General features: G+C 40.3%; 3 protein-coding genes and 1 pseudogene. All 4 read right to left on the reverse strand.

Annotated elements, in window-relative coordinates; genetic code table 11:
- Positions 1-383: 383 nt before the first annotated feature.
- Complete coding sequence (locus IM477_RS07635) at positions 384-863, reverse strand: hypothetical protein (protein ID WP_079209131.1); 480 nt, start codon at positions 861-863, stop codon at positions 384-386.
- A gap of 135 nt (positions 864-998) precedes the next feature.
- Entirely contained in the window at positions 999-1,892 is an 894-nt protein-coding gene (locus tag IM477_RS07640; RefSeq protein WP_287731201.1) for an ABC transporter ATP-binding protein, read from the reverse strand.
- 131 nt (positions 1,893-2,023) lie between these two features.
- Entirely contained in the window at positions 2,024-2,797 is a 774-nt protein-coding gene (locus tag IM477_RS07645) for an ABC transporter permease (protein WP_002761938.1), read from the reverse strand.
- Between the two features lie 84 nt (positions 2,798-2,881).
- Positions 2,882-3,106: pseudogene (locus IM477_RS07650) on the reverse strand (RNA-guided endonuclease TnpB family protein); the annotation flags it as partial.

A 3,106-nucleotide genomic window follows, 5' to 3' on the forward strand; every position in this document is an offset into this window, starting at 1 on the left:
AAGATAAACTTGAGAATTTTCATTCAAATTTATTGACTCAAAATCAGCTGTACTTAATTTAAATGAATCAACCCTAGGTTGGGGGGCGGCAGAGATTCAGCTAATCGGATAGGCGATTAAAATGGGGTCTTCGTTACTTGGTATGGTTCGATAGGGGGGCATAAATCAACTAAATCCTGATCTGGTAAGAGACTTAATTGATTAGTTCGCTCTAGATCACAAACAATTGACAAAAATCGCTAAATGCCTTTCTATATAATGGTTCCATCCCTTATAACCCCCGTCCATTGCATAACACAAACCGAAGAGCCTTAAAATGCCTCTTAGCTTAAAACCCCACACCCTGCCCCCAGAAAAAACTTTTTCAGCACACCCTATATATTTTATCGTTCACAACCGACAACAGAAGCGGTGTAGGTATTACCGATGTGCTGAATACCATTGACAAAAAGATTGACTAAAAAAGGTTGATCATTTGCCCGTACTGTGGCAGTAATTGTTAAGGGTTTATCGGGTTCGATTCGTACTCCATTAGTATTAAAAAATTCCTCGTTAGTTTGATCGCTATACTTGAGAAACAGCCGGATATCAAAGGAGGCAGCCCGGGGAACAGAAACCGTAACGATAAACCTCTGAAAACTTCTACCCCCCGGAACTGCCCAATCGGTATTCCAATTATTACGAGTTATGGTGACACCGAAAGGACCTGGAATAGTGGGTTGCGAGACGGTTTTGGTAATTTCACTACCTTCACCCCCTAATAAAGACAGTGGCCGACAATTTTGCGCCGCTGCCGGTAGATGTGAGCTTAATAATACCGCCGATAGACTCAATAACCCAGTGATAGAGGTTAATTTCATCATTGATTTTGTCTCCAATTAATAGAACCTATCTAAAAATTATAGATGATCATGACGGTAAAAAACGGCGATTTAGCTTAATTGAGGCCAATTACTGAAAAAAATGCCGATCATCAACCTGAATTTTCAAAAACGGGTTTAAAATTGATTCATAATTTCCATATAAATATGTTCTAACTGTATCGTCTGACGGGAGATAGAATCAATATTAATGCCATCGAATGCCTGAATAATCTCGCTTAATTCTAGATGTTCATGTAACCAAAAAGCTAAATCTTTTCCGTAAAATTTGGGAGTAAATCCTAATTGTTTACCTCGATTTATTGCCGCTTCTTGATCCTGGGTATCCATGATAATAATTTCTTTCGCAGGAATATGCTGACGCAGCTGATTTAAATTACCTTCGGCAATAATACGACCTTGTTTTAAAATCCCGATACGTTGACAGAGACGCTGTGCTTCATCGAGGAGATGGGTAGTTAATAAAATTGTCATTCCCTGGCGACGTAATTCTCCGATTAAATCCCAAATTTCATAGCGAGATTCGATGTCTAAACCAGTAGTTGGTTCATCGAGAATTAATAATTTTGGCTGATGAACAATAGCCACGGCAATATTCATCCGGCGATGCATTCCACCGCTTAAAGTTTCCACCGGACTACGGGCGCGATCAAGCAAATTTACTGCGGATAAACTGGTTTTAATCCGATGACGACGCTGGTGGCGATCGAGTCCATAAATCTGAGCAAAAAAGTTGAGATTTTCCTCACAAGTAAGGGATTTGTACAACAAATTTTCCTGCGGGGCAACCCCAATTAATTCTTTAGTAACTCTGGAAATTGGCAAATAATTAAAGGCAATTTCTCCCGATGAGGGTTTTAATAAATTACAAATTAAGTTAATAGTGGTGGTTTTTCCCGCACCATTGGGACCGAGTAAACCGTAAATTTCCCCCGCTTCAATATGAAAGTTTAATTGATCTAATACTAAGCGTCTTCCGTAATTTTTTTTGACATTATTAATAGTCAGCATTTTTAATAAAGTAACAAGGATAGTCAGGAGTCAGGAGACAGGGGACAGGATTAGGGAGTGGAAGATATGGGAAGACAAATTAATGAATACTCTTGCCTTTTCTAACTGATAACTGATAACTGATAACTGATTTACAGTCGGCGTTCAAGGTTTAACATTTGTCGATAGGTAAGCCAACCACCTGCTACCATAGCTAGAGCAAAAAGACAGAGAAAGCGAAAATGAGAGCTAATATCTTGTAGATTTTCGCCCTTTGCCCAAACAGCAATTAAAGCTTCATTCATGTGGTAGATCGGGTTATATTTAGCCAGAGATAGAATATTGTCGGGGAATAAAGCAGTCGGGAGAAAAACGCCGCCTAAAATTAATAAAGGAACCCCAAAAGTTCCCACCAAAGCATTAACATCTTCTGTTCTTTTCGCCAGTTGAGTACCGAGGATAAATCCTAAACCCACATAGGCGGTGATACTAAGAAAAATAATTAATAATTCTAGAGGAATTGAGCCTTTAAAAGTGGCTCCATACTGTTTAGCAATAGAATAAACTAAAACTGTCTGACAGGCGGCAATCGCACAATGGGCGAGAAAAATGCCGATAAAATAGGAAACACCGCTTAAAGGCGATAAAAATAACCGTTTAATCGTTTGTTGTTCCCTTTCTGCTACTACCGTCGCCACGGTTCCCCCCAAACAACTAAAGAAAAGTGCCGCCCCGACGAGGGTGGGAGGAGTAGCCAGAGCCATCGCCTCGGCAAGCTCAATTTTGCCTTTTTCTGCCATAATATAGCCATTTAAGAGCAGGACAAGGATCGGGAAAATGCCCCAGAGGATTAAGCTACGCCCGCGCCGGATTAATTCTACTAAAATTCGTTGAGCGATCGCTAAAATTTCCTGCCAATATTTCATAGAATGTTAGTGTAATTGTTTCTCCCTGTAGAGAAATAAGTTTTTCTACTTTCGACTTAGGCTTATTTTGACATACTCCCACCGTCAAGCTGCGCTGTGACGGTGGATTCTTTCCACATTGCTGTTAGAAATTCCTTGTTCAACGAGACAACTTAGATTCTCAATGTTTCCATTAAGAATCCAGAGGCCGGACTCTCCCAAGGCGTTTGGGTCGGTTTCTGTTTGCCCAACAGTACCGTTGACACTTCGACTTTGCTCAGTGTCAATGCCGAGCGAAGTCGAGGCATTGAGATGTTTTCCCAAATATTG

Origin of the sequence: Microcystis sp. M090S1 (assembly GCF_020246295.1) — a bacterium.
In the GTDB taxonomy this organism is placed as follows: domain Bacteria; phylum Cyanobacteriota; class Cyanobacteriia; order Cyanobacteriales; family Microcystaceae; genus Microcystis; species Microcystis aeruginosa.